The sequence below is a fragment of the Sulfurovum sp. TSL1 genome (assembly GCF_019972135.1).
Taxonomy (GTDB): domain Bacteria; phylum Campylobacterota; class Campylobacteria; order Campylobacterales; family Sulfurovaceae; genus Sulfurovum.
The window spans coordinates 1,728,719-1,754,603 of sequence record NZ_BPFI01000001.1 but is presented as its reverse complement, the minus strand read 5'-3'; the positions used below and the strand labels follow the sequence as shown (position 1 = coordinate 1,754,603).

Genomic DNA, 25,885 nt, shown 5'->3' with positions numbered 1-25,885 from the left:
TTTTATCGAAATAATGTTGAAATACCAATAAGCATTAAAATCATAGGGGAAAAAAGGGGTTGATAAAACAGCTCTCCAGCACAACGCTGAAGAGCCAAAAAGTCATATTATCTATAGGTTCTTTTGATATCTTTTTCTATATTGCCCGGGGCAGAAGCTATTCTCATAAACTCTGTCATACTTAAAAGAGGCAGAGAGACCGCCAAATAATATTTAGGGTCCAGCATCACCGCTTTGCCCTCTTTGATCATACTTCTGTACGGCAATATATGTGCATTATGCGCCGCATCGATCTTAAGCAGAAAGTTATTGGTTCTGCTTCTTAGGTTGTGTCCGACCAATGTTGAACCATCAGGAAGTTTAAGGCTGTAAGCTACATATTTATTCCCGTTGAGCTTTGTTTCCAGTTCTTCACCCTCAGCTACTTCGATCGTATCTTCAACATGGGCCATACCCATCATAAACTGGTAATGGGGAAGTTTCGAAAGCTTAAACTCATCTTCTACCGTATAAAGGTCGCCCAGTGCTTTTTGAAGAGACTTCAATGTTCCGGCAAACTGACCATAAGTATACTTGTCCTGAAGGTATGCAGCACCAAAGTAGGATGGATTCTGTACACGTACTTCTTTTTCATTTACAAGCACATTGAGTGTTGCCAGCCAGGTGTTTGTAGCTTTGAGCTCTTCATTGGTCACCGTGATCACCGTTGCACCTTTGATCGGCGTAGTCGTAGCCAAAACAGAAAAACCGTTGGCTTTCAGCTTTGACACTACCTCATCCGCACCCTGTGCTTTGGCGGCATAATACGTGCTTAACACTTCCGGTGCAGGTGCACTGATATCGAGTTTAGTTCCTTGCGCACTTGCCTGTACCCCCACAAATACCCATAAGAACGCCCATGCCATTTTGGTAAATTTCATCTATATCCTTTTCATTCTCTTTAATTTAACTTGTTGCTTGATCTGACTTGTTGCTTGCAACCGCTAGTCTTTACCAAGGGTTACCACTTCAAAGCCCATCTCTTTGAAAGTTTCAACTACTTCTGCATCGATCGCCCTCATGTGGTCAATACGTTTTTGGTCTTTAAAGTCGAGTGCATTGATCCAGTTATCTACGCTTGCATATCCTACGTGAAGTTCATTGGTTCCTTTAGGCACATAGAAATAGACTGAACATGGTGCGAACATACCTGCTTGAGGCATACCCCTGTTAAAAATAGCATTTGAGAATTCAAAGTGACAAAGCATAGAGACCCAGTACGCATCGTATTTGTCAAATGCCAGTTCCATATCTGCATATTCAAATTTAAAATCAATGAATCCGGCAATGACAAAATGATGTTGAGAGAAACGTCCGTCATGGTCCATGACAAAATCTTCAACAAATGTTTCCATATCATCTGTTCTTTCAAACTTTTTCACCATTCTTGTCAATCCGATTTTCGGTAGTGGCTTCGTATGTTCAAATCTTTTGGTTTTTGTAGGCTTCATCTCTTTTTCCACCAGTGCATCAAAAGAACCTACCATATCTGTAAATGCTTTTCTTGTCTCTGCATCTTTCTCACCGATGATATCCAGCATAGTATCCGGAGCAAGGTGTCCATACCAGGTGTTGTTATCCTCTTTATCAAGTGTTTTGTATCCAAAGAAGTTAAAAGGGGCATAGGCGCCAAAATCCGGGTTTTCAAGCAAAAGCGGTCTCAATGCCTCTATATTTACAAGACCATAGAAAGAGATCATCTCCAGTGTCTTCTCATTGAACATATTTTGCCAATGCACCTCTATATTTCTGTTAGCTTGTACCACAGAATAACCAATGGTATTGATCTTTTTGATCAACGCATCCAACTGGGCTCCTTGATTCCCTTCATTTCCCCAAAGTTCTGCAGTTAACTTTGTCTCTGTCGTGTTGGAATGCACATCCGCCTTTGCCAGTCCAACAAGCATCAAAAATGCCAGTATCATTTTCTTTAATTTCATACGTCTTCCTTATCGTGTTCAATAGAATCTCTTATGGTAATAAAAGTTGTATTAATATGTGGTTAACCATAAAATAAACGCTACTTCATAAAAATTTTTGCTTGTATGCTCTTAGATATGATTTTCTTCATCTTGATGCTGAGCGTGCAAGCAACACATGCTATAATCCCATCCATGTATAGAAAAACCCACCAAACCATCCAAGACTGGTACCTAGAAAACGGACGATTGGACCTGCCCTGGCGTAATACAGATGAAGCGTATTATATCTACCTCTCGGAAGTGATGCTTCAGCAGACACAGGTCAAAACCGTATTGGAGAGATACTACATCCCATTTATTGAACGTTTTCCTACGCTTAAAAATCTGGCTGAAGCACCTCTGGATGATGTATTGAAAATGTGGGAAGGGCTTGGATACTACAATCGTGCCAAAAATTTACACAGGACCGCCACACTTGTAGAGACTCTGCCAAGCAATATAGAGGAGCTCATCAAACTTCCAGGTATCGGCAAAAATACAGCCCATGCTCTTGCTGCCTTTGCCTTTAACCAGCCTGTTCCTATCATGGAAGCCAACGTAAAACGTATACTTTGCCGTCTGCACAGGCTCATCACACCCACTGAGAAAAGACTCTGGGAGATCGCTTATGACCTGGTAGACAAAGTCAATCCCTTTGACTACAACCAGGCAATGATGGATATAGGGGCAACGGTCTGTCTGCCCAGAAACCCAAAATGTGGGGCCTGTCCTCTTAGCGACATCTGTAAAGGAAAAGAAGACCCCGAACGCTATCCTGCAAAAAAGAAACGTGTGGTACCGACCAGAGAACAAAACATTCTTGTCCGTATCTATGAGGGTAAACTCTCACTGACACAAAGAGAAGGCAAGTTCCTGCATGGTCTCTGGGGCTTTGAATCTGTGGAGATCCCGGAGTGTGCCTCTGAGTATCTGGGAGAAGTCACCCATGCCTATACGCACTTTAAGCTCAACTGTAAAGTCTATCTCTATTATGAGAATGCTCCTGAACAAACTGACTATTTTAGTGAAGATGAGATACAAAAACTCGCGATCTCCAAAGTAGATGAGAAAATAGTCAATCTATATAACAGTTTTCTAAAATACGACTAGCCGTATGAGCCTTACTGCTGACAAGCAACTAAATTGCAGTGCAAGTGAGGCACTAAATGCCGAATCGTAAGTAGTCACAGTGACAAAATAGTTTTTGAGCTTTGTTCAAAAGCATTCCGATGGATAATAGAAGATTGTTAAATTGTTTTTAGCTACAATGTGAAAAATATCTGATTAGGCATAATGATGAATAAAGAAGAAGAATTTGAACAGGCTGTGACCAAAGTCCTTGAACTTTTGGGAGAAGACCCTACACGTGAAGGCTTACTTAAAACACCCAGCCGTGTTGCCAAAGCACTCCAGTTCCTTACAGAAGGGTATCAACAAGACCCCAAGGAGATACTGAATCAAGCACTGTTCAGTACAAGCAATGATGAGATGGTACTGGTACGTGATATAGAATTTTACTCCATGTGTGAACATCACATGCTTCCTATTATAGGACGTGCCCATGTAGCATACATACCTGATGGCAAAGTAGTGGGTCTCTCAAAAATACCCCGCATCGTCAATGTCTATGCCAGACGTCTGCAGATACAAGAGCAGATGACCGAACAGATCGCGGATGCTATTTCTGAGACGATCAAACCTAAAGGGGTTGCCGTAGTCGTACATGCACGCCATATGTGCATGGAGATGAGAGGAGTGCAAAAGATCAATTCCACCACAGTCAGTTCTGCGTTGCGAGGCCTCTTTAAAAGTGATGAACGTACCAGAAATGAATTTTATAATCTTATCAATACACCCACCCCTTCAAATTTTTAAACCAAACGGACATTGTCCGTATTTGGGTCTTATCACTGACAGATACATGCTATCATATATACGCTACCTTTCAAACTACGCTGATAGAGCTCAACTAAAAACCCTATAAATCAGAGTAAAACGCTCCTCTTTAATTTAAAATTTATCTTAATTTAAGAATAACAGCGTATCATGCGTAAAACTAATTAGGACTAAAATAGTCTTAATTAAAATGAATATCATTACAAATAAAATTGAATGGATGTGTTCCATTCAAAGGAGAAACGAATGAAGGTCTATTTAGACAATAATGCAACAACGATCGTTGACCCCCAGGTCTTCGCTGAGATGGAACCTTATTTTGTACAAAAGTACGGTAATCCAAACTCGTTACATATATTTGCAAGTGACACACACCCTGGTATCAAAGCCGGTATGGAAAGGATCTATGCAGGTATCAATTCTCCTAGAGAGGATTCTGTTATCATCACTTCTTGTGCAACTGAGAGTAACAACTGGGTACTCAAAAGTATCTATTTCGATCAGATATTGACAGGTAAAAAGAACCACATTATCGTCTCTGAAGTGGAACACCCTTCTGTCATTGCCACTGCAAGATTTTTAGAGAACATGGGATGCAAGGTCACGTATCTTCCTATCAACAGTGAAGGACTCATAGAAGCCCAGAGTGTAGAAGAGAGCATTACGGATAAAACGGCACTTGTATCGGTCATGTGGGCGAACAACGAAACTGGTGCTATCTTCCCGGTAGAAGAGATAGGTGCTATCTGTAAAAAACACAATGTACCTTTTCATACGGATGCCGTACAGGCTATAGGAAAAATACCTGTAGATGTACAGTCATTCAATGTAGACTACCTTACATTCTCGGCGCATAAGTTCCATGGACCTAAAGGCGTAGGTGCCCTCTATATGAAAAAAGGCAAAGAGCTTATGCCGCTGCTTCATGGCGGTTCACAAATGGGTGGATACCGTTCAGGTACGCTTAATGTACCTGGGATCGTAGGTATGGGTAAAGCAATGGAGCAGGCGATCGATGCGCTTGACTATGAAATGTCGGAGATCAGAAAGATGAGAGACCATTTTGAAGATGAACTCCTCAAAATAGAAGATACATTCGTCGTCACACCAAGAGAAAAAAGAACACCAAACACCATCCTCATTTCATTCAGAGGTATCGAAGGTGAATCGATGTTATGGGATCTCAGCCGTGCAGGTATCGGTGCAAGTACGGGTTCTGCCTGTGCGAGTGAAGACCTCGAGGCAAACTCGGTCATGGAAGCTATAGGTGCAGCAGAAGATTTGGCACATACGGCTATCCGTTTTTCACTGAGCCGCTACACCACGCAGGATGAGTTGGACTACACACTCAAAGTGGTCAAAGCAGCCGTGATAAGACTGAGAGGAATCTCAAGTTCATACGCATATGCACCAGCCGGTCATGAGAGCGGATTAGACGCTCATCATCATTAATAGAAAAAATTTAATAAAGGATATATTATGGGTATAGATAGTTTAGTAGGCGGTACCATCTGGGATGAGTACAGCAATAAAGTAACAGATTTAATGAACAACCCGCAAAACATGGGTGAGATCACTGAAGAAGAAGCCAAAGCAATGGGTGCCAGACTCATCGTTGCTGACTTCGGTGCAGAGAGCTGTGGCGATGCCGTAAGACTCTACTGGGCAGTGGATCCTGAAACAGACAGGATTCTTTTGTCTAAATTCAAAAGTTTCGGTTGTGGTACAGCGATCGCCTCTTCTGACACGATGGCTGAGCTTTGTAAAGGTAAGACGGTTGATGAAGCAGTAAAGATCACGAATATTGACGTGGAAAAAGCCATGCGTGATGAACCGGATACCCCGGCAGTACCACCGCAAAAAATGCACTGTTCGGTCATGGCTTATGATGTGATCAAAAAAGCTGCTGCACAGTACAAAGGTGTGGATATAGACAGCTTTGAACAAGAAGTGATCGTATGTGAATGTGCACGCGTCACCCTCTCTACACTCAAAGAGGTGATCCGTCTCAATGAGCTTACCACAGTTGAACAGATCACAGATTACACCAAAGCGGGTGCATTTTGTAAATCATGTATCAAACCTGGCGGACACGAAGAAAAAGATGTCTATCTTGTAGACCTGTTAGAAGAGTATGAAAAGGAAAAAATGGCGGCGGGTGCAACACTCGGTAATGAAGGTGCTACTGCTGATTTTGCTAAAATGACTATCGTTCAGCGTATCAAAGCGGTGGATAAAGTAGTTGATGAAAATATCAGACAAATGCTTGTGATGGATGGCGGCGACATGGAGATCCTTGACATCAAAGAGAACGGTGTGAACTTTGACATTTACATCCGTTATTTAGGTGCATGTTCTGGTTGTGCAAGTTCAAGTACAGGTACGCTTTTCGCCATAGAGAACATTTTAAAAGAAAAACTGGACGAAAACATCAGGGTTTTACCTATATAAACATATATTAACACCAGAGTATTTCCTCTGGTGTCTCTCTTCTCACACAACCCATCAACTTTAAATCCCATCCTATCATACAGTACGCTCCACGCATACCATTCACTTTTTTAGGCATCTCTTCTTTGAATCTACACAAAGTGCACACTAAAAATATATAGTAGAGTTTAGTTGATGCGCAAGAAAGGATGATGATGCAGATCAGCCATAAAGATATCACACCGGAATTACTTTTCAATCAAAGAAGAAGTTTTCTAAAGCTGGGGGCTGCTTCCATGATAGCTTCATCCGCACTGATCGAACTTATGGCAAAAGAGGATCTTCCCCTCCCTGACCTTATATTTAAAAAAGATCCAAATAGAGATCATTTGGAATTGAATAGTTTTAAAGAGATCACATCTTATAACAATTTTTATGAATTTACCACCAGTAAAAAAGGAGTTAAAGCTTTAGCCAAACAGATGAACACGGAAGGATGGAAGATCACCATAGATGGACTGGTCGAAAAACCGCTTACTTTGGATGTGAAGGAACTTACGAAGAGATATCCTTTGGAAGAGAGGATCTACAGATTTAGATGCGTTGAGGGGTGGGCAATGGTCGTACCGTGGGTAGGATTTGAACTACGAAAGCTCATACAAGATGTCAAGCCTTTGAAACGTGCAAAATATGTTCAATTTTGGACAAAATACGATGAAGCAATGTTTCCTGATCAAAAAAGAGGTCTCTTTGCTACGATCACGTATCCTTATACCGAAGGATTAAGAATGGATGAGGCAATGCACCCTTTGACCCTTTTGGCCGTTGGTCTTTACGGTAAAACCTTAGAAAACCAAAATGGTGCACCTATCCGTTTGGTCGTACCCTGGAAATACGGTTTTAAATCCATTAAATCCATAGACAGGATCTCATTGATAGAGAAACAACCCCTCAATACCTGGCAGAAAGAAAACCCAAGAGAGTTCGGATTCTATGCCAATGTCAATCCTGAGGTTGACCACCCAAGATGGTCACAAAAAACAGAACGTGTACTGGGTAAATTTGTGAAACAAAGAACCCTGCTCTTCAATGGGTATGAAAAAGAAGTGGGCTACATGTATAAAGATATGGATCTGAGAAAAGAGATATGATAAGAGGTCTCATCTTTGTGCTTTTGCTAATACCTTTTATCTATCTGGTATTAGAGCTTTTCATTTTTCAAACGGCCATTGATCCCATAAAATATATCTATACAATTACAGGGGCTACAGCCATTACACTGTTATTCTTTACCACAACCCTCTCTTTATGGTTCAAAAAACTTATCAGATACAGAAGAATGATAGGTCTGTTTGGTTTTTTTTATGCTTTTTTGCATCTGTGTAATTTTTTTATTTTAGATATGGATGGAAACCTTCTTTTTGCCTTTAAAGAGACGCTCGACAAACCTTTTATCTATCTTGGTATGATCTCTTTTTTACTTTTATTGTTCATGGCAGCGACTTCGACAAAACGACTTTTCAGGAAATACGGTAAATACCATAAAGTGCTCTATATCGTTCTTGTTCTGACCACGATCCATTTCGTCATGGCACAAAAATCCCTATCTGTCTCACAATACGGATATTTAACTGTGATTTTTGTTATTGCCCTGTTTAAAATCAAAAAAATTTTACAAGTAAAAAAGACTCAATGACAGATATGAACCTTATCAACCATCAGCTGCAAAGTCACTTTTCCCCTAAAATGATTTTCAGTGACTGTGTAGACGATATCTGCCTGGGAACCTGTTTCAAAGACTTCCCGTGTCTTGAATTTCACACCCTGCATCACGATACCGTCCTGAGCAAAAGAAAAACGTAAGTGTTCTCCCTCTTTACCCATAGTGTCTGCCTGAAGGATCTCCACATTGGTGCTGATAAACTTTGGTGTAGTATTTCCCTGTCCGTAAGGTTCATACTTTTTCATGAGGGATGTCAACTCAAAAGAGATAGCAGCAAAATGCAAGTTTCCAACTATTTCTGGATCCATCTCCTCTTTGAGATAACCTCCTTCAGTAAAGTTCTTCTCTACTTCCGCTCTGAAGGATTCTAAACTCTCTTCTTTTAAAGAGAGCCCGATGGCTGCCTGATGCCCTCCGAACTTCTCAAGATGCATTCTAGCACTGTTAACGATGGCAAAGAGATCACATGTGCCAAAACTTCTACCACTCCCCTTGAGTAAGCCCTCTTCATTTTGGGTAAGTATGATGCAAGGTTTTTCGCATGCCCGTGCCACCCTTGCAGCTACGATACCTACCACCCCTTCATGCCACGAATCACCGACTACAATGGCCACTTCATCATCATGTTCAACTTGTGCCATGGCTTTTTGTGTAATGGTATGTTCCGTAGTTTTTCTAAGCGTATTAAATGCTATGAGCCGTTCGAGTCTTACTCTGGCATCATAGATATTGGTCGAAGTTAAAAAAGCCACGGCGTAAGAAGCATCATCCATCCGTCCAGCGCTGTTCAGTAAAGGTGCAAGAAAAAATCCTATATCTTCAGATGTGATCGTCTCTTTTTGACTGTGTTCGAGAAAAGCTCTGATGGCAGGGCGTTGACTCTTATTGAGTGCTTGTATCCCCGAAAGGACCATCGCCCGGTTAATATGTTTTAGCGGCATCATATCTGCAATAATAGCGATAGAGACCAATTCCATATAGGCCATCATATCAATTTTGATATTGAGCGCATTTTTGAGTGAAGCAATAAGATACCACGCAATTTGGGCACCGCACACATCTTCATAAGGGAAGGTACATGATCCTTGTTTTTGATTGATGATCGCATAGGCTTCGGGCACTTCGGGTGCCAACAGGTGGTGATCTGTAATAATGAGATCTATGCCCTCTTCTTTACATAGTTTGGCTGCATACACAGCAGAGATGCCGTTATCCACTGTCAATGCCAGATCCGTGCCAACGATACGAGGTATGATATTGGCAGAGAGCCCATACCCGTCTCTAAAACGGTTAGGTATGATCCACTCTACAGGATACTCGATTTCATCGAAAAAAAGCTTCATCAAAGTCGTAGAAGTGACACCATCTACATCATAGTCGCCGATAATGGTTATTTTTTCTCTGTTTTGAATGGCAGAAACGATACGTTCAGTCGCTCTGTCCATATCTTTAAACAGGGAGGGTTGGGGAAGGTCCCGCAAAGAGAGGAAACCCTCTTCAAAGCGCATGTTTAAAAGTGTTTCTAATTTTGTAAGCGTTAAGTCCCGGACCATCTATTTTTTATGTTGCATGGCTGCAGTCACAAAAGCCAGAATAGATGGATTGGCATTTTGAAGCCTGGAAGTAAATTCCGGATGGAACTGCACACCCAGGAACCAAGGATGATCTTTCACCTCTACCGCTTCTATCAATCCGTCAGATTCACCTGTGATCTCCATACCTTTTGCTTCTAATGCTTCTCTATATTTAGGATTTGCCTCATAGCGGTGTCTATGTCTTTCATAAATGATTTTAGAATCATAGGCGGCTCTAAGATTTGAACCCTCTTTCGTCTCACATTCATATTCACCAAGACGCATGGTCCCACCCATAGGAGATGTGGTCGTTCTTACCTGTTTTGAACCGCTCGCATCTATGAATTCATCGATAAGATAGATAATAGGGTTTGGGGTATTTTCATCAAATTCCACTGAAGTTGCATCTTTTATACCGAGGACATGTCTGGCAAATTCTATCATAGCCAGTTGCATTCCAAGACAGATACCTAAAAACGGTACTTTATTTTCTCTTGCATACTGGATGGCCTGGATCTTACCTTCCACACCGCGTCCGCCAAAACCGCCCGCGACCAAAATACCGTCACAGTCACTCAAATATTTTTGGACACCGTCATCTTCAATTTTCTCACTGTCCACCCATTTGATCTCTACTTTCGTATCAAGATGAGCACCTGCATGAATGAGGGCTTCGGTTAAAGATTTGTAAGACTCTTTAAGATCCAGATATTTACCTACGAATGCGATCTTCAAACTGTCACTAGGCAGGATGATCTTGTGTACCAGATCTCTCCATTTATCCATGTTGGGGTTACAGTTTTCAAGATCCAACTGTTTACAGATAGGTGTCAGTATATCCTGATCCAAAAAATTCAAAGGTACCTGATAAATCGTAGGTGCATCCGCAGCAACGATCACTGAATCCTCATCTACATCACAAGAGTAGGCTATTTTACGTTTAATTTCAGTTGAAACAGGTACTTCAGCACGAAGCACGAGCATGTGCGGTGCAATACCTATGCGTCTAAGTTCCTGTACAGAGTGCTGTGTCGGTTTTGTTTTCAGTTCTCCGGCAGCTTTGATATAAGGTAAAAGCGTGACATGGATGTTCATCACCTGACTTTTACCAAATTCATGTTTCATTTGTCTGATCGTCTCCAAAAACGGTAAACCTTCGATATCACCCGTCGTACCACCCAGTTCCACGATGAGAATATCTTTGTTTTCACCTGCCTTGACGATACGATCTTTAATCTCATTGACAATATGGGGAACCACTTGGATCGTTTTACCGAGATACTTACCTTTACGTTCATTTTCAATCACTGTTTTATAGACAAGACCTGTGGTAAAGTTATTGTTCTGTGTCAACGATGTATCTAAAAATCGTTCATAATGACCCAGGTCAAGATCTGTTTCTGCACCATCTTTGGTCACAAAGACTTCACCGTGTTCCAAAGGTGACATGGTACCAGGATCCACATTGATATAGGGATCGAGTTTCAATACGCCTACACGTTGTCCTGTATGTTTCAATAATGTACCTATACTTGCAGCAGTAATACCTTTTCCCAAAGATGAAAGTACACCACCCGTAACAAAAATATATTTTGTTTTATTTTCACTCATATAACGCTTTTCCTTTTATGCCACGATCGGCATGATGATTGTAATAAAATTATCGTCTTTGACGATAAACGGCAGTGACGGTTCATTGAATTCAATAGTAAACTCATTTTTATTGACTTGTGAGATAAAGTCCAAGATATATTTACTGTTGAATGAAAGTTCAAATTTATCGTTTAAACCAGTGTTGAGTTCCAATTCTGTTTTTGCTTCTACATTATCGGCACTCAATGAATTAAAAATAATGGTATCAGATAAAAGTGTCATTTTTATCTCTTGTGAGATCGTAGTGATCATTTTGATCGCATCGACCATCTCTTTTTTTGGAAGTGTGATCTGGTGCTTGGTCGTAGCCGGGATGATACGTTGATAATCCGGGAATTTTCCATTGATCAATCTTGTATAGAAATAGTAATTTTCATTTGAAATAATAAGATTGGTTTCATCAAAGAAGATATCGATTTGATCTAAAAAAAGTTTTTGAATTTCTAAAATAGCTTTTTTAGGCACAATTAAAGAGAGCGTTTCAGTATTAGTACCTGGAATGGTAGCAATGGCCAATCTTCTGGTATCCGTACCTACCAAATCCGTACCGTCATTTTTTATATTGATCAAAGCACCATTGAGTTCAAATTTTGGATTGTTTGTATCAATTGCAGGAGAGATCTTTTTAAGATTTTGAATCAAATTGAGAGAATCCAGAGAAATTTGAGGTTTATCATTTATAGTTGGGAATAACGGATAAGAGTTGGCATCAAATGTAGGAAGTTTAAATTTAGAATGTTTTTGTTTGATAATCAGTGTATTGTCTAAGATTTCTAAAGTAATATCATCATCTTTAAGTATACGAATAATATCCAGAAGTTTTTTACCGTGTGCAGTAAATGATCCTTCTGCTTCTATACTAATATTATCAGTAACAATCTGTAAACCTATTTCAGAATCTGTAGCCTTAACAATACATTTATTGTCTTGTGTGGCAAACAATATATGTGAAGTAATTTGACTTGCATCTTTTTTTTCTAAAAAAGGCTGTAAATTAATGAGTATAGATTCTATAATTTGTTTTTGTGCTCTTATCTTCATTGACTCTCCTTATTTTTAATAAAAGTAGTAGATAGTAGTAGTGTGACATGAATATGTGAAAAACTACTTTATTGCTTGTGTGACCGTTGTTTAAGCGAATGTCAAACTTTTTTTAAACATTCACATTTATTCACTTTTAAAATTATATCTTTTTTTTATTCAAGTTTTCTATGATGAAATATTGTTTAGAGCGGCTCACTTTGCGTATGTGTATTTACTTTGTTTGAGAGCTCCTCCAAAATGACTTTAAAATTTTCATCACTTTCTATGATCTCGTTGATTTTTTTCATCGCATGTGATATGGCTGTATGGTCTTTCATTCCAAAATATACAGCAATCTGAGGCATAGAGTTCGGTGTAAGATTTCTGGCCAAATAGATCGCAATTCTTCTTGCATTGACCACATTTTTGGTACGTTTTTTCGATTTCATATCAGAAGGTTTGATATTGAGCTCTTTTGAAATGATCTTTACGATTTCATCGATCGTAATATTCTCTTTTTTCTCTTTGAGCTGATCTTTGATGGCGTTTTGTGCGAAATCAAGGGTAATTTCCTGGTTCAGCATAGACGACAGCGCGTTCAGTTTAATAATGGTCCCTTCAATCTCACGTATATTGTCACCCATATGTGTAGCGATGTAATTGACGATCTCATTATCAAGTGTGATACCGTCAAGTTCACATTTTTTTTGAATGATGGCAATTTTGGTCTCCAGTCCAGGTGGTTGTATATCTGCCATAAGTCCCATTTCAAAACGGGTTCGCAGTCTGTCGACAAGTCCGGCGATCTTATTGGGTTGTCTGTCTGAAGTGATCACGATCTGTTTATTATTGTTATAGAGTTCATTAAACGTGTGAAAAAACTCTTCTTGGGTCTGTTCTTTTCTGCTTAGGAACTGTATATCATCGATAAGCAGAAGGTCACACTCTCTGAACTTGTCTCTAAATCTGTCCATAGTCTGTGAACGCAGATGTGAAGTAAAAGAGTTCATGAATTGTTCCAGTGTCGTATAGATGACCGTTTTACCCAGATCTATATGATAATTACCTATGGCTTGGAGAAGATGGGTCTTACCCAGTCCTACACCACCGTAGAGGAAAAGAGGGTTATAGAGTTTACCGGGCTTTTCTGCGACGGATTTTGCAGTCGTATAGGCAAATTGGTTGGAGTCTCCTACAATAAAACTATCAAAGGTCAAAGAGGGATTGAGATAGGTACTTTTCGAATGACTTTTTTCGCTGGTATGTTTTGCAGCGGGTGCAGCATGTTGATCTTTTTGTTTACCTACGGTGATCTCTATTTCCGGTTTTATTTCGTTCTGCAATTCAAAAAGATGCATCAGTTTATCCGTATATTTACTTTTGATCCATTTTGCAACGATCATATTGGGAGCATTAAAATAGGCAATATTACTTCGGGAACGTTTGGTATCATAGGTAAGGTTTTTAATATATCGTTCATATTCTACTTCTGTGATCTCTTTTTTCAGTTCAAAAAGTACTTTTTGTCCTATATTCATCCGTTCATGCCTTTGATATTTTTAAATGTGTGAATAAATTTTCACGGTTTTTGAGAGTTAAAATTCTCAATGTGAATAACTTACAACATTTTAGCCAATTTAAGCTAAAATAGCGTTATTAAACAGAGTTGAATAATTTTATTCACTATGTGAACAAAGGTGTGAATGAATATTTTAGGAATAGACCCCGGAAGCCGTAATTTAGGGTACTGTATCATATTTTGGGACGGGAAAAGTTTTTCACTTGTTGAAGCAGGCTTACTGAAAATCAAAGCAAAAGAGTTACAGGAACAGATCGTCGAGCTTGCAGAGGGAATAGACATCATTTTAAAGGCGCATAAAGTAGATGAAGTGGCCATTGAAGATATCTTTTTTGCCTATAATCCCAAGTCGGTTCTAAAGCTTGCACAGTTCAGGGGGGCCCTCTCATTAAAGATACTGCAAGAGATAGGTTATTTCTATGAATATACCCCGTTACAGGTCAAAAAAGCGGTCACAGGCAACGGAAAAGCAGATAAGGAACAGGTTGCCTTTATGGTAAAAAGACTCTTTGGTATCAAAAAGGAGATAAAGCCTTTGGATATCACTGATGCCATGGCTATCGCCTTGACGCATCTCCAAAGGGTAAAACTGCGAAAGAAATCTAGTTAGAAAGCGGTTTTGCGTTTTTCTTTACAGAGATCATACGTTTTTTAGGTACTGTAAATGTAGACTTTTTATTGCCCACGACTGATTCTTCAATGATCTTATCATAGAGATAGATATCATTTTTAAAATAAGCCAACCCATCCTCTTCATACACCGTAAAATAAACCATATGTATAGGTACAGTTTGTTTGAGTCCGATAGTCGTTGGTTTGTTACTTTCAAGTATTTCCTCGATCTCACTCTGTGAATAACTCTTTCTTACGTGTTCGAGCAATAAGGATACAAGATCAAAAGGTTTCTCCAGACGCATACAGCCCGAACTATAGATCTTATAACGTCGTGAAAGCAGTGATTTATTATCCGTATCATGCAGATATACATCGTATTTGTTGGGGAACATGAACTTCACTCTTCCCAGAGCATTATTGTCACCCGGGAACTGTACAAAACGGTAAGGTACACGTTCTTCACTTTTTTCATAAGGGTCGAGCATCTCTGGTGTGACCTGTATCTCTTTTTTACCCTGAAATGCATGAATATTGTTCTCTTCCAGATACATAGGATTTTCTCTAAGTACAGGGATCAGATCCCGTTTTACCAGATTATCGGTAATGGTCCATGTGGGGTTGAGTACCATATAACGTATGGCATTGGAGAAAAGGGGTGTCGGTCTGTCTATACGCCCTACTACGATACCTTTTTTCATGATCATTTCATGGTCTTTGTAGTACCGAAGATTAAAATCAGGGATATTCACTTCGATATACTCATCTTCAAATTGTTTCGGATAGAGTTTCGTTTTATCCAAATTGGTAATAATGGCCTGTATATTACTTTTTGCAGGAAGATTAAGATAGTAGGTCGTTGTTCTGTCCACGATACCGCTTACTTTGATCAAATAACGCTTTTGGTAGGTCATGACAGCCTTTTTAAGTGCTTCATCAAATTTACTGTCAATAGGCGCATTTTTAGGGTAATCTCCAGTGATCTGCAGTCGTTTCTTTATCTCTTCAACACGACTGGAACGGTCACCCAGTTTCAACGTTTCATTACTGTATTTGATCTTCGGAAATTTATCCATCCTGCGATAATCGTTAAGAAGTTTGACCAGTTGTCTGTATCGTTTTTCCATCGGGAGAAGCGTAGTCAGATACTCATAAATAGTGTCATTTTCTATGGCAGAGATCAGTTCGTCAAGATCCGGAAATGCTTTAGGCTCCATTTCCCATCGGGCTGCGATATCATCACTTTTTTTAAGGCTGTTCAGTTTCTCCTGCACAAGGTTCCAGTCTACATCACCCTGAACAATAAATCTTACCAAACGCACAAATGAGCTGGTAAGTACTAGGTCAAGTTTTGCATAGGTAGAGGCCTGTTTTGCCTGGCTGATCTCTCCATTGTCAAGCTGATAAAAGAGATGTTTGATGGATCTTTGATCAAATGATTTATTTTTATAGTTAAAAAGAGGGTCATTGAGCGCTTGTATCAGATGACTTGTTCTTATCCTGTTTTTATCACCGATCCATAGAGGCTTATCCCCGGTTTGGGCATAGATATCTTGGATGATAGATCTGTTTTGGCCGGTGATACGTGTCTGGACGCCTTTTTGGATATGGGCAGCGATGTTCTCCATGGAAAGTATTTCCCCATGAAGAGGATTCAGTGTCAATAGTAAAAATATCAGTAGTGTTGAAAAACGCAAAAAAGTGCTCCAAAATTTATAGTATAAAGTATTTTATGAAAACGTATTATAGTGAAATTTAGTGTAAGTTCAATTGTAGCAGGAAAGGGTAAATGGGTAAGCGTTTTATAGGGCTAAGCCTTAAGGCTTAGCTCCATTTTAGAATGTATAGGTAAATCCTACATTGATAGAATCAGCCAGAACATCTTGGTTTAGCAATGCACCATCAAATCCTGTGTCATCATAGAGGTTTGTATAATCTACGAAGACACCTATATTCTCAAGCACTTCATAGCTGGCACCTAGCCCCCACTGAAAACCAGATTCAGATAGGCTTTGTGCACCATCATAATCCACTTGCCCGTACCCAAGCAATCCGTAAAGTGTAATTCCGCCTATTGGATACATAGGTTTAAGATAGATGGCAGTGTTTTCAAGACAATCGGTAAGTCCAGAGTATCTACCTTCTACACCGATATATTGGTTAAAGTTGTACCCTGCCAGTAAAAGTACTGCGTCGCCATCTGCCTCGGCATTATTATCCGGATCCAAATTCATATAGGAATAGCCTAAACCTACATAAAATGAACCTGTAGATTCTTCTACCATTGGAGTCTCTACTACTGGCTCAACCGGTGCGATATCTCCACCCGCTGTTGCGAATGCACTCATTGTCAAAAACGCTACTAATGAAAGATTTAATTTTTTCATTTTATACTCCTTGTATTATTGAAATGTCATTAAAATATATTATATTATAATATAATATTAAATGTCAATTAATTTTTGAAATATATCTCTAGAAAAGAATCTTTAGAGGTTTATTTATCTTTATAATTCTTATCGATGAGTTTCAGATATTTTACAGGGGTGACTGCTTTCATTGCCTCAGCCAGCCATTGTATCTGGAACCATGCTGCACCGGAATCCCTGAGGTCAAAATAGTTCTTGAGACTTCTGATGTTAAAGGTGACCACCATGTCCACTTTCCAGTTATCTGTGACAATGTGCTTAAAGCCATCTCCCACATTTCTTTTTTTCTTTCCGTTTTCCAATGCTTTAAAAAGTGCAGCAGCATCGCCCTTGTTTTCTTCGATGAAAGGAATAGAAGATTTTGCTACAGCAGTGTGTATGAAATCAGTGTCTCTTTGATATTGAAAATGTAATTTGTCATAGATAGCTCTGATCTCGATGTGTAAATATTCTCTGTCTGTAATGACGAAGAGGTTTAAAGCGAGAAGTGTTTCAAAAAAGAAGGCAAAACCGTCTTCTTCCTCAATGGAAGCCACAAAAGCATTGATAACGCTTGACATCGTGTAGCGTGTACTTCTCACAGAGATCGCCTGGAGTCTATGTCTTGCATGCTCCTGAAGTACCCCTCGTGAAGTTCCTTGTATCAAATAACTCAAAGTCGCATGTTCGATGATGGAGTGATGGTGATGTACCCAGGCAAGGTTAGAGAGCAGATCTGAATCATCGATGTTATTGATGGCTTCCGTATCCAGATCGAGCATTGCATGCTTCACACATGCGTTTTCACTGTTTTCAAAACTGTCATAACATGTTCTAGCTGCGATCTCTGCAACACCAAGGCCGGATTGTTGTAAAAGTGTAACTTTAGGTTTTTCATACGCTATGTGATACATTTCCATTGTTTCCATGGGCACACTCCCTCATATATTTAGATACAATTATATCACTATAAATTTAGAGCTATACTATATAAGATAAGGATTATGCTGTGAGACCCGATGAACGATTTTTTAGTTTCGAAAAAGATTTTAGAGACCCTTATGCAAGAGACAGGGACAGGGTGGTGCATTGCAGCTCTTTCAGACGGTTAGAGTATAAAACACAGGTTTTTTTAAACCATGAGGGTGACTATTTTCGTACACGTTTGACCCATTCGCTTGAAGTGAGTCAGATCGCCAGGACGCTTTCACGTATGCTGGAACTCAATGAGACCCTTGCAGAAGTGATCGCACTTTCACATGATCTGGGACATACACCTTTCGGGCATGTGGGCGGAGACGAGTTAGACAAACTTCTCAAGGCAGACGGCAGACCCCTGGGATTTGAACATAATTTTCAATCCTTTAGAGTACTGACCAAACTGGAAAAACGGTATAAAGAGTTTGATGGGCTCAATCTTACCTTTGCTACGCTAGAAGGGGTACTGAAACACTCCTATCCCTATAAAAAGCCTTTTTTTGGGGGATTGGATCCCCATTTTGATCTAGACAAACACCCTTCGCTTGAAGCGATGGTAGTGGATCATGCAGATGAGATCGCCTATACCTCACATGACATAGATGACGGTATCAAATACGGGCTCATAGCATTTGAGGATCTCTTGAACGATGCGCTCTGTTTAAGAGTGGATGCAGTGGTACAAAATGAGGGCGTGAAGAGAGACGAAAAACTTTATAGACACCGTTTTGTAGCCGGACTCATTAAGCTGCTTGTAGAAGATTTTATAGCAAACTCAAAAGAGGGTACAAAAAAATATAGACAAGAGAGACCTATTTGTGTGACCATAGATGCAGAAGAGAAATTACCTGTGGGATTTTCAAAAGAGACGGGAACACAGCTTAAAAAACTCAAAAAACTGCTGCATCAGAAACTCTATAGACATCAAAAAATAGTACGTAAAATGCACGCAGGGAAACAGTGTATACAAGGACTCTACAGAGCATTTACAGAAGATACAGATCTGCTTCCCCCTCATCAACTTGAGCTCTTTGATGTACGTACGAAAGAGCGGGTTATCGCAGATTATATTGCAGCGATGACAGATCGCTATGCGATGAAAACCTACCATGAGCTGTACGGATTTTCACTCTAGAAAAGTGTGTGGGTCTTTATAGATATTCACAGAACATTGAAGTAAAATGGGGTCATTTTTTATATTAAAATCTCTTATATAGTAATTTTTGGGTATAATTCGCGAAAATTACATAGGGTGAAAAGCTCTATTTCAGGACATTTTATGCAAAAAATTAAAAACATCGCAGTAATTGCTCACGTTGACCACGGTAAAACGACACTTGTTGATCAATTACTTCAGCAATCAGGAACATATGCTGCACACCAAGAAGTGCAAGAAAGAGCAATGGATTCTAACGATATCGAAAAAGAGAGAGGGATCACGATTCTTTCTAAAAACACTGCAATCGTGTATGGTGATCACAAGATCAATATTATTGACACTCCGGGTCACGCCGATTTCGGTGGTGAGGTTGAGCGTGTACTTAAGATGGTAGACGGTGTATTGATGCTTGTGGATGCACAGGAAGGTGCGATGCCGCAAACAAAATTCGTTTTGAAAAAAGCGGTTGAACTGGGGCTTATCCCTGTTGTGGTGATCAACAAGATCGATAAGGACGGTGCAGATCCGGAAAGAGTACTTGATGAAATGTTCGACCTTCTTGTTGCACTGGATGCCAATGAAGAGCAGCTTGAATTCCCAGTACTCTATGCAGCAGCCAGAGACGGGTATGCAAAATGGGAAATGGAAGACGAAAACAAAGATATGACACCGCTTTTTGAAGCGATTCTGGAAAAAGTACCTTATCCGCAAGGTTCACCGGATGCCGATACACAGGCTCAGGTATTTACACTTGACTCGGACAACTTTGTCGGTCGTATCGGTATTACGCGTATCTTTAACGGGAAGGTGAAAAAAGGCGATGAGTATCTTCTCGTGAAGGCAGATGGTTCCAAATCAAAATCCAGGGTTTCTAAACTGATCGGATTTAAAGGACTGGATCGTATCGAGATCCAGGAAGCTGAAGCGGGTGATATCGTAGCGATCGCAGGATTCTCTGACATTGATGTAGGTGACTCTATCTGTGATCCAGTGAATCCGGTAGCACTCGATCCTATGCATGTTGAAGAGCCGACACTTTCAGTTATCATGTCTGTAAACGATGGTCCTTTGGCTGGTACAGAAGGTAAACACGTAACGTCTAACAAGATCCGTGAAAGACTTGAAAAAGAGATGGAAACAAATATTGCTATGCGTATGGAGCCTACAGGTGAGGCAGCATTTAAAGTATCAGGTCGTGGAGAGCTTCAGATCGGTATTTTGGCTGAGAATATGAGAAGAGAAGGGTTTGAATTCCTTCTTGCACGTCCGGAAGTGGTTGTGAAAGAAGAAGACGGTGTGAAAATGGAGCCGTTTGAGCACCTGGTTGTCGATGTGCCTGAAGAGTTCCAGGGTGTTGCCATTGAAAAATTGGGTAAAAGAAAAGCAGAGATGACTTCACTCACACCAATGCCAGACGGTACGGTAAGACTTGAATTTGAAATTCCTGCACGTGGATTGATCGGATTTAGAAATGAGTTCCTGACAGACACAAAAGGTGAAGGTATCATGAACCACTCTTACTTGGAGTACAGACCTTACTCTGGAACTGTTGTAAGCAGAACACCGGGTGCACTGGTCTCTATGGATAACGGTGAGGCAGTAGCCTTCTCTATCTTTAACCTTCAGGCCAGAGGTGTGATGTTCATCAAACCGCAAGATAAAGTCTATTCGGGAATGGTTATCGGGGAATCTGCAAGACCAGGTGACTTGGATGTGAACCCGCTTAAAGGAAAACAGCTTACAAACATGAGAACTTCGGGTGCCGATGATGCGATCAAGCTTGTACCACCAAGACCTATTACCCTTGAAAGCGCAATGGAATGGATAGAAGACGATGAGCTTATCGAAATTACGCCAGTCTCTATCAGAATCAGAAAGAAATATTTGGATGAGAATATACGAAAGAGAATGGCAAGAGACAAAAAGAACGCAAAATAGTTCTTTTCTGGCACTCAATGCCGATACCCCTGCCGCTAAAGCGTAAGTGGGGGTATATCTCACTGCATCTTCGGAGGAGTTTGTTCGGTCACATACTTGACCGCATGCTTCCTCTCAACACCCCTCAAACTTACAACAAAAAAACTATTTTTTACATTCCAAAGAGATAAAATCTACAATGATAGATTTTTTCCTACTTTCATTCCACTTACCCAGGCAAAGTGAAAATTAAACCCTCCTCTGTCACCGTCGACATCGAGTATCTCTCCCGCAAAATAGAGGTTAGGTACAAGTTTTGATTCCATCGTTTCCGGGTTTATTTCAGTGGTGTTGATACCGCCTGTGGCTACTTCTGCACCCCTGAAACCTTTGGTATCGTTGATAGAGAGTTTTAGATTTTTAAGGGTGTAGACCAGTTTGCTGATCTCTTTTCTGTTTAACTCTTTTTCTTGTTTGGCTTTGCATTTGGACTGTTCTAGAATAACTGAGATGAGTTTTTTGTTGATGACACCGTGAAGCCATATCTCTACAGGTTTTTCACTTTCTTTTTTTATGCGGTTCAGCAGTAGGTTGGTGAGTTTTTCTTTGCTGAGTTCCGGCATGAGGTCCAGGTTGAGCTCACAATAGTCATAATTAGCCAGCCTTGTACTCACTTCCCGGCTGAGATCCAGGATGGCCAATCCGCTTATCCCATAGTTTGTAAAAAGCAGATCACCCTTTTCCTCGGTGATGTACTCTCCGTTTGCATGGAGTTGCGCTACACCGCCTACTTTCACTCCTGCACAGCTTTTCACCCATGTTTCATCTGAACAGAGTTGCACGAGAGAAGGGTGCCGGGGTATGAGACTGTGTCCCATCTTTGTGGCAAAGGCATATCCGGAGTTCGAACCTCCAAGTTGCGGTGCGGCAGGTGAACCTGAGGCCAAAAGGAGTTTTTTGCAACGCTTTGTCCCCTGGGATGTTTCGACTGTAAAAATATCCTCTTCTTTATTTAGGGATGTGACTGCACAGTCGCAGAGGATCTCCACTCCTGCATTTTTGGCTTCATACTCAAGTATTTCAACCACGGAACTCGCCTGCAATGACATAGGAAACATTTTCCCCTCTTTGCCTTCGATGAGCACAAGCCCCAGGGATGTGAAAAACTTTTCTACGACTTGAAAGTCATACCCTTTCAACACGGCCTCTATAAAATCTGGACTCTCTCCATGAAAACGGTGTGAAGCGATGTATCTGTTGCCTATGTTGCATTTTCCGTTACCAGAAACAAGTATTTTTTTACCGATCTTGCTGTTTTGTTCCAGCAGTAGTACCTTTTGTCCTGCCCGTGCAGACATGATGGCAGCGACGAGCCCTGCTGCACCAGCACCTACAACAATCATATCCACCATTTTAAACCTTTCTCCCTAACTATGCTGGATTATAACCTATAATCTGTTATAACATCAAAAATAAATTAAAAGAATAAGGATGATCATGTCAGCATTAGTAGAATTCAGTATGTTCCCTACGGAAAAAACCCAGAGTAAAAGTGCCTTTGTAGCAAGGGTATTGGACATTGTAGATCAAAGCGGATTGGCGTATCAGCTCACACCTATGGGCACGATCATAGAGGGTGAAACCGTAGAAGAGGTTTTGGCAGTGATCAACAGAGCCTATGAAGAGCTTCAAAAAGATTGTGGCCGTGTCTACAGTTCGATCAAGATCGATTGGCGTGAGGGGCCGGTAGGCAGACTGGGTAACAAAGTAGGTTCTGTGGAAGAGAAGTTAGGACGAAAACTTCGTTCTTAACATAACCAGTTGTTTGAGCCCTCTGCTGAAGACAAGTATTAAAATACAGTGCAGTGAAGCACTAAATGCTGAATCGTGAACATAGTGTTAACAATCTATTTTTCTAAAAAATTGACTAGATGTTAAAGTTTTAGAAATAGACATTTTGGAGCTTTGCTTCAAAAGCGTCCTCCTTAGTGATAACGGAAGTTAAACAGCTAAAATTAGATATAATACGCCAATTTCTAATAAGGACTTTTAAATGTGTGCTGAAAAGATACAACGTTTAATACAGGCTAGTATCCTGGGCTTTGTGATGGGCTTGGCAGGTTCCGGTATGTATGCAGCCGCGTTTATTTTACAATTTGCCATGATGGTCATGCTTGTGATCGCAGGACTGACAGGCTTTTGTCCAGGGCTTATTATGCTTAAAAAGATTTTCCCTGCGTGTAAATGTGAAGAAACCAATGAAAAGGACAATAACTGATGTCAAATATATCATATAAAGATGCCGGTGTAGATATCGATGCAGGTAATGAGTTTGTAGAAGCGATCAAAAGTGATGTAAAATCAACGTTCGATAAAAATGTCATCGGCGGTATAGGTTCATTCGCCGGTGCCTATGCACTGCCAACGGGCTATAAAGAGCCGGTGATCCTTTCTGCAACAGATGGTGTGGGGACGAAGCTTCGTATTGCCATAGAGAGCGGGAAACTTGATACCGTAGGTATCGACCTTGTAGCGATGTGTGTCAATGATCTTATCTGTAACAACGGTACACCGATGTTTTTCCTGGATTACTATGCAACGGGTAAATTGCTGCCTGAGAATGCAAAAGATGTCGTTGCGGGTATCGCAGAGGGTTGTCGTAGATCTGAATGTGCACTTGTGGGTGGTGAAACAGCTGAAATGCCGGGTATGTATTCGGATGATGACTTTGACCTCGCAGGATTTGCAGTAGGTATCGCAGAGCGTTCGGAAATGGACACGGTAGCCAATGTGAAAGAGGGGCAGGTGCTTATTGCTATGCCAAGCTCCGGTGTACATTCTAACGGCTATTCGCTCGTGAGAAAGCTTTTCTTTGACAAGCTGGGTATGAACCTTCAGGATGATTTTAATGGCAAACCACTTGTAGAGACCTTGCTCGAGCCGACACGTATCTATGTCAAAGAGTATAAAGCCAATAAACAGTATGTGAAAGCCTTAGCACACATCACAGGCGGGGGGATCGTAGAAAACCTTCCTAGGGTCCTTCCGGAGGGTATTAAAGCGATCGTAAACAAAGAGAGTATCAGGGTACTGCCGATCTTTGAATTCATGAGCCAGTATGTCGAAGAAGAAGAGATGTACAGAGCCTTCAATATGGGTGTAGGAATGGTATGGGTAGTTGACCCTGAAAATGTAGATGCCGTACTTGCCAACACAGACGGTTATGTGATCGGTGCACTTGCACAGGGAGAAAAGGGTGTAGAGATGGTTTAAACCATCTCCCTGTTTTTAAAATAGATTCGCTCTAATCTACGACCCGGGTTCACAAACCCCTTTCTCTATACACTCTCTATCCAACTCCCCACTTTTCCATTTTGCAAGATACGCTTTGAGGTTTGCATGCACAATACCCTGCAGCATATAGAGCCCGATAAGGTTCGGTAGGGCCATTCCCAGGATGAGAAGGTCAGAGAATTCTAACAGCGTTGAAGCACTGGTAACGGATGAAATGACCGTGAATGAGACAAAGATCAGTTTATACAACAGCGTGTATTTTTCTCCAAACAGGTACGTCCAGGAACGCTCACCGTAATAAGACCATGAGATCATCGTGGAAAAAGCAAAAAGTACAATGGAAAATGACAAGATAATCGGGAACCATGAAATAACCGTTCCGTAGGCCGCCGCTGTCAGTGCCGCACCCTGTTTTGAAGCGACAAGGTTCGCAAACTCTCCACCAGGGTCATAGACACCTGTAGTGACGATCACAAGTGCTGTCATACTACAGATAACAATGGTATCTATAAAAGGTTCGTAAAGTGCGACCATCCCCTGTCTGACAGGGTATTTGACCGAGGCAGTAGAGTGTACAATGGCAGCGGATCCTATACCCGCTTCACTTGAGAAGGCAGCACGCTTAAAACCTTGTACAAGTACTCCAATGAGTCCACCTGCAACGGCAGTAGGGGCAAATGCTTCATGAAAGATGGTCGAGATAGCAGCAGGTACTTGAGAAGCATTGGTGATGAGGATCCATAAAGATGCGGTCAAATAGATAACTATCATGACAGGAACGATCTTCTCTGCCGTACTTGCGATACGTTTAATACCTCCGATAATGACGAACCCTACCAGTGTTGCCAAAATCAGACCAAAAACGATCGGATACTCCTGAAAAAAAGGGATACGTTCTGAAAGTGCCCCCATGGCCTGTGAAGTTTGGAATGCATTCCCCGCACCCAAAGATCCGCCTATGGCAAGCACAGCGAACATTACAGCGAGTATTTTCCCCAGTTTGATATATCCTTTAGAGGCAAGCCCTATGGAAAGATACTGCATCGCTCCGCCCATAATGCGCCCGTCGGGCCTTCTCTCTCTATAGATCTGTGCAAGGGTCACTTCGGTGAATTTGAGTGTCATACCAAAGAAGCCTGCCAAGATCATCCAGAAGGTTGCGCCGGGACCTCCTACCGCAATGGCAATGGCCACCCCTGCGATATTTCCAAGCCCGACTGTGGCGGATAGGGCGGTGGTTAAAGACTGGAAAGGGGTGATCTCTCCTACGTCATCGGCAGTCTTATATTTGCCTGTGATGATCTTAAACGCATGACCGAACATGCGTGCGTTAATAAAGCCAAAACGAAACGTAAGAAACACCCCTCCCACGATAAGCCATGCAACAATGAAAGGCATACTTGTCCCTTCCATACTGCCAAAAAAGATGTCAAAGAAGAAAACAGAACCTAAAAAACCATTGATCTGTTCAAATATACTGTTCATATGTTAACCCTGTATCGAAGATGGAATCATTATACTCATTAACGCCTAAAGTACCTCTAATTTAGTGATTAAATACATATTTTTTACTTTTTTTCCAAAATCTATTGACAAATGGAAACCTTTTGACTATAATTGCGTTCCTTTTTATAAGGTA

23 protein-coding genes are annotated in these 25,885 nt (G+C 40.8%); 12 read left to right on the top strand and 11 right to left on the bottom strand.

Features of this window, described 5'->3' with window-relative positions; translation table 11 throughout:
• Window positions 1–107: 107 nt before the first annotated feature.
• Together LDM98_RS08705 and LDM98_RS08700 are read right to left on the bottom strand one after the other, a co-directional pair.
• Window positions 108–920, bottom strand: a complete 813-nt coding sequence (locus LDM98_RS08705; RefSeq protein ID WP_223899016.1) for a hypothetical protein — start codon at window positions 918–920, stop codon at window positions 108–110.
• Window positions 921–983: 63 nt separating this feature from the next.
• Window positions 984–1,979 carry a hypothetical protein gene (locus LDM98_RS08700; RefSeq protein ID WP_223899015.1) on the bottom strand — a complete coding sequence of 332 codons (996 nt, stop codon included), beginning with the start codon at window positions 1,977–1,979 and terminating at the stop codon, window positions 984–986.
• Between the two features lie 174 nt (window positions 1,980–2,153).
• On the opposite strand from LDM98_RS08700, the gene LDM98_RS08695 reads away from it, so the two are divergent.
• From LDM98_RS08695 to LDM98_RS08670, 6 genes are all read left to right on the top strand, one after another.
• Complete coding sequence (locus tag LDM98_RS08695) at window positions 2,154–3,110, top strand: A/G-specific adenine glycosylase (RefSeq protein WP_223899014.1); 957 nt, start codon at window positions 2,154–2,156, stop codon at window positions 3,108–3,110.
• A gap of 186 nt (window positions 3,111–3,296) precedes the next feature.
• Window positions 3,297–3,875 (top strand): GTP cyclohydrolase I FolE, encoded by a 579-nt coding sequence (folE, locus tag LDM98_RS08690; RefSeq protein ID WP_223899013.1) that lies wholly within the window; start codon window positions 3,297–3,299, stop codon window positions 3,873–3,875.
• Between the two features lie 267 nt (window positions 3,876–4,142).
• A complete protein-coding gene (locus tag LDM98_RS08685) occupies window positions 4,143–5,348 on the top strand; it encodes a NifS family cysteine desulfurase (protein ID WP_223899012.1) in 1,206 nt (401 codons plus the stop codon).
• Window positions 5,349–5,375: 27 nt separating this feature from the next.
• On the top strand, window positions 5,376–6,347 hold the full coding sequence (locus tag LDM98_RS08680; RefSeq protein WP_223899011.1) for an iron-sulfur cluster assembly scaffold protein: 972 nt from the start codon (window positions 5,376–5,378) through the stop codon (window positions 6,345–6,347).
• A 194-nt stretch (window positions 6,348–6,541) separates the two neighbouring features.
• Entirely contained in the window at window positions 6,542–7,477 is a 936-nt protein-coding gene (msrP, locus tag LDM98_RS08675; RefSeq protein ID WP_223899010.1) for a protein-methionine-sulfoxide reductase catalytic subunit MsrP, read from the top strand.
• Window positions 7,474–8,022, top strand: coding sequence for a sulfite oxidase heme-binding subunit YedZ (locus LDM98_RS08670; RefSeq protein WP_223899009.1), 549 nt, complete (start codon window positions 7,474–7,476; stop codon window positions 8,020–8,022). Before msrP ends, LDM98_RS08670 begins: the two co-directional genes overlap by 4 nt.
• Here the strand turns inward: LDM98_RS08670 and recJ are convergent.
• The 4 genes from recJ to dnaA form a co-directional block, all read right to left on the bottom strand.
• A complete protein-coding gene (gene recJ, locus LDM98_RS08665; protein ID WP_223899008.1) occupies window positions 8,016–9,602 on the bottom strand; it encodes a single-stranded-DNA-specific exonuclease RecJ in 1,587 nt (528 codons plus the stop codon). The two genes, LDM98_RS08670 and recJ, sit on opposite strands and share 7 nt — an antisense overlap.
• Window positions 9,603–11,234: a CTP synthase gene (locus tag LDM98_RS08660; protein ID WP_223899007.1), complete on the bottom strand. Its 1,632-nt coding sequence runs from the start codon at window positions 11,232–11,234 to the stop codon at window positions 9,603–9,605. It abuts the gene before it with no gap.
• A gap of 15 nt (window positions 11,235–11,249) precedes the next feature.
• Entirely contained in the window at window positions 11,250–12,317 is a 1,068-nt protein-coding gene (gene dnaN / locus LDM98_RS08655; RefSeq protein WP_223899006.1) for a DNA polymerase III subunit beta, read from the bottom strand.
• Between the two features lie 185 nt (window positions 12,318–12,502).
• Window positions 12,503–13,837, bottom strand: coding sequence for a chromosomal replication initiator protein DnaA (gene dnaA / locus LDM98_RS08650; protein ID WP_223899005.1), 1,335 nt, complete (start codon window positions 13,835–13,837; stop codon window positions 12,503–12,505).
• 165 nt (window positions 13,838–14,002) lie between these two features.
• Between dnaA and ruvC the strand changes: the two genes are divergently transcribed.
• A complete protein-coding gene (gene ruvC, locus LDM98_RS08645) occupies window positions 14,003–14,488 on the top strand; it encodes a crossover junction endodeoxyribonuclease RuvC (protein ID WP_223899004.1) in 486 nt (161 codons plus the stop codon).
• On the opposite strand, the gene LDM98_RS08640 is transcribed toward ruvC, so the two are convergent.
• The 3 genes from LDM98_RS08640 to LDM98_RS08630 form a co-directional block, all read right to left on the bottom strand.
• On the bottom strand, window positions 14,481–16,187 hold the full coding sequence (locus LDM98_RS08640) for a murein L,D-transpeptidase (RefSeq protein ID WP_223899003.1): 1,707 nt from the start codon (window positions 16,185–16,187) through the stop codon (window positions 14,481–14,483). The two genes, ruvC and LDM98_RS08640, sit on opposite strands and share 8 nt — an antisense overlap.
• Before the next feature lie 138 nt (window positions 16,188–16,325).
• On the bottom strand, window positions 16,326–16,877 hold the full coding sequence (locus LDM98_RS08635; protein WP_223899002.1) for a porin family protein: 552 nt from the start codon (window positions 16,875–16,877) through the stop codon (window positions 16,326–16,328).
• A 110-nt stretch (window positions 16,878–16,987) separates the two neighbouring features.
• Window positions 16,988–17,827, bottom strand: coding sequence for an FAD-dependent thymidylate synthase (locus LDM98_RS08630; protein WP_223899001.1), 840 nt, complete (start codon window positions 17,825–17,827; stop codon window positions 16,988–16,990).
• 80 nt (window positions 17,828–17,907) lie between these two features.
• Between LDM98_RS08630 and LDM98_RS08625 the strand changes: the two genes are divergently transcribed.
• Together LDM98_RS08625 and typA are read left to right on the top strand one after the other, a co-directional pair.
• A complete protein-coding gene (locus tag LDM98_RS08625) occupies window positions 17,908–19,011 on the top strand; it encodes a deoxyguanosinetriphosphate triphosphohydrolase (protein WP_223899000.1) in 1,104 nt (367 codons plus the stop codon).
• Between the two features lie 144 nt (window positions 19,012–19,155).
• The gene (gene typA, locus LDM98_RS08620; RefSeq protein WP_223898999.1) at window positions 19,156–20,973 is read left to right on the top strand and encodes a translational GTPase TypA; all 1,818 of its coding nucleotides are present in this window, start codon (window positions 19,156–19,158) and stop codon (window positions 20,971–20,973) included.
• Between the two features lie 173 nt (window positions 20,974–21,146).
• On the opposite strand, the gene LDM98_RS08615 is transcribed toward typA, so the two are convergent.
• On the bottom strand, window positions 21,147–22,364 hold the full coding sequence (locus LDM98_RS08615; protein ID WP_223898998.1) for an NAD(P)/FAD-dependent oxidoreductase: 1,218 nt from the start codon (window positions 22,362–22,364) through the stop codon (window positions 21,147–21,149).
• Window positions 22,365–22,449: 85 nt separating this feature from the next.
• Between LDM98_RS08615 and LDM98_RS08610 the strand changes: the two genes are divergently transcribed.
• From LDM98_RS08610 to purM, 3 genes are all read left to right on the top strand, one after another.
• Entirely contained in the window at window positions 22,450–22,764 is a 315-nt protein-coding gene (locus LDM98_RS08610; protein ID WP_223898997.1) for an MTH1187 family thiamine-binding protein, read from the top strand.
• A 241-nt stretch (window positions 22,765–23,005) separates the two neighbouring features.
• A complete protein-coding gene (locus LDM98_RS08605; protein WP_008245033.1) occupies window positions 23,006–23,230 on the top strand; it encodes a DUF2892 domain-containing protein in 225 nt (74 codons plus the stop codon).
• Window positions 23,230–24,225, top strand: coding sequence for a phosphoribosylformylglycinamidine cyclo-ligase (gene purM, locus LDM98_RS08600; protein ID WP_223898996.1), 996 nt, complete (start codon window positions 23,230–23,232; stop codon window positions 24,223–24,225). Before LDM98_RS08605 ends, purM begins: the two co-directional genes overlap by 1 nt.
• A gap of 36 nt (window positions 24,226–24,261) precedes the next feature.
• Here the strand turns inward: purM and LDM98_RS08595 are convergent, their stop codons facing one another.
• The gene (locus LDM98_RS08595) at window positions 24,262–25,731 is read right to left on the bottom strand and encodes a sodium:alanine symporter family protein (RefSeq protein ID WP_223898995.1); all 1,470 of its coding nucleotides are present in this window, start codon (window positions 25,729–25,731) and stop codon (window positions 24,262–24,264) included.
• Window positions 25,732–25,885 lie beyond the last annotated feature (154 nt).

What these genes read in the sequence shown, in the direction of transcription:
- LDM98_RS08705 (WP_223899016.1), bottom strand. Translation starts at nt 920, where the DNA reads ATGAAATTTACCAAAATGGCATGGGCGTTCTTATGGGTATTTGTGGGG.
- ruvC (WP_223899004.1), top strand. Translation starts at nt 14,003, where the DNA reads ATGAATATTTTAGGAATAGACCCCGGAAGCCGTAATTTAGGGTACTGT.
- LDM98_RS08670 (WP_223899009.1), top strand. Translation starts at nt 7,474, where the DNA reads ATGATAAGAGGTCTCATCTTTGTGCTTTTGCTAATACCTTTTATCTAT.
- LDM98_RS08605 (WP_008245033.1), top strand. Translation starts at nt 23,006, where the DNA reads ATGTGTGCTGAAAAGATACAACGTTTAATACAGGCTAGTATCCTGGGC.
- LDM98_RS08635 (WP_223899002.1), bottom strand. Translation starts at nt 16,877, where the DNA reads ATGAAAAAATTAAATCTTTCATTAGTAGCGTTTTTGACAATGAGTGCA.
- typA (WP_223898999.1), top strand. Translation starts at nt 19,156, where the DNA reads ATGCAAAAAATTAAAAACATCGCAGTAATTGCTCACGTTGACCACGGT.
- recJ (WP_223899008.1), bottom strand. Translation starts at nt 9,602, where the DNA reads ATGGTCCGGGACTTAACGCTTACAAAATTAGAAACACTTTTAAACATG.
- LDM98_RS08610 (WP_223898997.1), top strand. Translation starts at nt 22,450, where the DNA reads ATGTCAGCATTAGTAGAATTCAGTATGTTCCCTACGGAAAAAACCCAG.
- LDM98_RS08660 (WP_223899007.1), bottom strand. Translation starts at nt 11,234, where the DNA reads ATGAGTGAAAATAAAACAAAATATATTTTTGTTACGGGTGGTGTACTT.
- dnaN (WP_223899006.1), bottom strand. Translation starts at nt 12,317, where the DNA reads ATGAAGATAAGAGCACAAAAACAAATTATAGAATCTATACTCATTAAT.
- msrP (WP_223899010.1), top strand. Translation starts at nt 6,542, where the DNA reads ATGCAGATCAGCCATAAAGATATCACACCGGAATTACTTTTCAATCAA.
- LDM98_RS08695 (WP_223899014.1), top strand. Translation starts at nt 2,154, where the DNA reads ATGTATAGAAAAACCCACCAAACCATCCAAGACTGGTACCTAGAAAAC.
- LDM98_RS08700 (WP_223899015.1), bottom strand. Translation starts at nt 1,979, where the DNA reads ATGAAATTAAAGAAAATGATACTGGCATTTTTGATGCTTGTTGGACTG.
- LDM98_RS08685 (WP_223899012.1), top strand. Translation starts at nt 4,143, where the DNA reads ATGAAGGTCTATTTAGACAATAATGCAACAACGATCGTTGACCCCCAG.
- LDM98_RS08680 (WP_223899011.1), top strand. Translation starts at nt 5,376, where the DNA reads ATGGGTATAGATAGTTTAGTAGGCGGTACCATCTGGGATGAGTACAGC.
- LDM98_RS08615 (WP_223898998.1), bottom strand. Translation starts at nt 22,364, where the DNA reads ATGGTGGATATGATTGTTGTAGGTGCTGGTGCAGCAGGGCTCGTCGCT.
- dnaA (WP_223899005.1), bottom strand. Translation starts at nt 13,837, where the DNA reads ATGAATATAGGACAAAAAGTACTTTTTGAACTGAAAAAAGAGATCACA.
- LDM98_RS08595 (WP_223898995.1), bottom strand. Translation starts at nt 25,731, where the DNA reads ATGAACAGTATATTTGAACAGATCAATGGTTTTTTAGGTTCTGTTTTC.
- LDM98_RS08630 (WP_223899001.1), bottom strand. Translation starts at nt 17,827, where the DNA reads ATGGAAACAATGGAAATGTATCACATAGCGTATGAAAAACCTAAAGTT.
- purM (WP_223898996.1), top strand. Translation starts at nt 23,230, where the DNA reads ATGTCAAATATATCATATAAAGATGCCGGTGTAGATATCGATGCAGGT.
- folE (WP_223899013.1), top strand. Translation starts at nt 3,297, where the DNA reads ATGAATAAAGAAGAAGAATTTGAACAGGCTGTGACCAAAGTCCTTGAA.